Here is a 2408-nt window from a genome sequence, read left to right on the forward strand (position 1 = left end):
TCGACTCGGCCGCCGATCTCCTCGGCCGCCATCCCTTCCTCAGCCCCTACGGCCAGCTCACCGCGCTGATCGCGGACGCGACGTTCAAGGTGGACGACCTCGACCAGAAGGTCCAGGAGCGCACCGCGCACATCGCCCGGGAGCTGGACTCCGTCCGCAGCGGCCAGAGCGCCGCCACCCTCGGGACGGCCAGCACCGAGATCGCCCTGCTCTCCGCCCGGCGGGACCAGAGCGCCGAACACCTGCGGACCATGACCGGCGCCTACCGCCGCTCCCTCGCCAACGACACCGGCCCCGCCCCCGCACACGGGATCGGGCAGGTGTCCCGGGCGGAGGCCGCCGTGTCCCGTACCCCCGGCGGACCGGCGAGCGCTGTCCCCCCGGCCCCGCCGATCACCGGCCTGCCCACCACCGCCGTTCCGGCCCGCCGCACCCGCTGACCCCGGAGATCCTTCATGCCCACCCTGCACACGGCTCTGAAGGGGCGTACCGAATCGGTCGACCACGCCCTCGGAGTGCTGTCACCGCGCTGGACCACCTGGACCCTGCAAACCCTTCGGCAGCACGAAACGATGCGGACTGCGGAGATCGCTGCGGCCATGCCGTGGAACAGCAACGTGTACGCGGTCCAGCTCCTGGGCCGGCTGCAGGCCCAGGGGCTCGTGGACCGGCCGGGCCACGGAACGTACGGGCTTACGACGTACGGGCGCGCGACCGAGCCCGTGCACCGTGCTCTCGCCGACTGGCACCGGGCCCACTTCGCTTCGGTCACCGCCGACGCGGAACGAGCCGAGGAAACATTCGCCCGGCTCCGTCCCATCGGGACCACTGCCACGCTCGCCGCCCTCGATCGGCATGGGGCGCTCACCCACAGTAAGGTCGTTGAGGCCACCGGGCTGCCCGTCGGATCAAGCTATGCCCGCCTGAGCCGACTGGAGCAGGACGGGCTCGTCACCCGTTCCGGTCAGGGGCGGGGAGCCCGGTACGGGCTGAGTCCGGCGGCCGAGGACCTTGGCGACGCGTACGCGGCCCTGGCCTCCTGGACCCCCGACACCGCAGTCCCAGCAGCGGCTCCGGCCCGGCCGGTCCTCGTCCGGCCGCAGGCCGCGAGCAACGAGTGGGCCGCCGTCGCCGTCCAGCGCGCCCCCTCGGCGACCGCAGTTCCCGGGTTGTTCTCGCACCCGCCCGCGGCCCAGTCCCTGGTGCCCACCTCCGTCACCGCGATCTCCCGCCCGCCCCGCACCCGCTGACCACCCAACCCCGAGGAACGGAGCCCCCGCCATGCCCGCCGCTGAAGAGATCGACGGCGACGTCTACGTCTCCCCGGTCTACCTCGCCGGATCCACCTACATTGGTGACCCGGCCCTGCGGCCCCTGCTCGACGCGGGGTTCACCCTCGTCAACGACGACCTGGCCAACGCCTACCTGGCCTCCCCGGATCAGAAGATCCACGCCGGGTGGCTGCCCGAGGGCGAGGACGACTGCCTGTGGCGGATCACCGGCCACGAGCAGCCGTTCACCCCGCCCCGGTGGCTGGCCACCTTCGACCACTACACGCCCGTCGAGGTGGTCGCCGCGTTCACCACCACCCTCGCCGAAGACCAAACCCACGGCAGCAACGCCTCCGTCCACGGCCGCCTCGGCGCCTCGAAGACGGAGCCCCTGCGTCCTCTGGCCGAGGCGGGCTGGCGCGTCGACCACGGGCCCTACCTCAGTGTCAGCCAGCCGCCGGACCGGCTCGCCCTGGTCACCCGCGTCAACGGGCGACTGGACCACCACCAGGAGATCAGCGACCAGCGGTCGAAGTGGACCGTCAGCGGCGGCGCCTCCGGCTACTCCTCCGAGTGGCTCGGCACCTTCACCACGAACACCCCAACCCACCTGATCACGGCCACCATGAACCGGCTCGCCGACCCCACCCCCGTCGCCCGCTACAAGGACCACCTCCCCGAGCGCAACCGCGGTGCGGCCCGCATCACCCCGGTCAAACCGCCGGCCCCACCCCGCTGGACATCCAGCGCGCGGCGGTCGCCCGCTCCCGCTCGACCGTGGCCCGGACGGTAATCCCCTCACCGGCCCTCGTGTACCGGACGACGACCGCGCTCCCGGCCGCCACGCCGACGCGGCACCGCTGACCCCGGGACCCGCCCATGGACACCCCTCCGACCGGACGGCCGCCCATCCCGTTCCAGCCCGTGGCCTGGGCGACCGACCACGAGCTGACCGGACGCCTACGCCGCGCGACCCAGACCCTCCTGGACTCCCTGCCCACCGTCATGGACGACGGAGAACCCTTCTCCAGCGCGCTCCACGGAGGCGCCCATCACGTCTGCGACGCCAGCGAACTCGACTACGCCTGAGCCCCGATGATCGAGGCCGAAGCCGTCCGCGCCGTGACCGACGCCTTC

General features: G+C 72.9%; 4 protein-coding genes. All 4 read left to right on the forward strand.

Translation table 11 applies throughout. From position 1 onward, the window contains the following. The coding region (locus FF041_RS36070; RefSeq protein WP_153527002.1) for a hypothetical protein at positions 1-440 on the forward strand (440 nt) is incomplete at its 5' end. 15 nt (positions 441-455) lie between these two features. After that, entirely contained in the window at positions 456-1250 is a 795-nt protein-coding gene (locus FF041_RS36075; RefSeq protein WP_153526777.1) for a winged helix-turn-helix transcriptional regulator, read from the forward strand. Between the two features lie 31 nt (positions 1251-1281). Further along, positions 1282-2064 carry a DUF317 domain-containing protein gene (locus FF041_RS36080; RefSeq protein WP_153526780.1) on the forward strand — a complete coding sequence of 261 codons (783 nt, stop codon included), beginning with the start codon at positions 1282-1284 and terminating at the stop codon, positions 2062-2064. 86 nt (positions 2065-2150) lie between these two features. After that, positions 2151-2360: a hypothetical protein gene (locus FF041_RS39880; RefSeq protein ID WP_228388889.1), complete on the forward strand. Its 210-nt coding sequence runs from the start codon at positions 2151-2153 to the stop codon at positions 2358-2360. Positions 2361-2408: the final 48 nt, after the last annotated feature.

It is taken from the genome of Streptomyces jumonjinensis (assembly GCF_009600885.1).
Taxonomy (GTDB): Bacteria; Actinomycetota; Actinomycetes; order Streptomycetales; family Streptomycetaceae; genus Streptomyces; species Streptomyces jumonjinensis.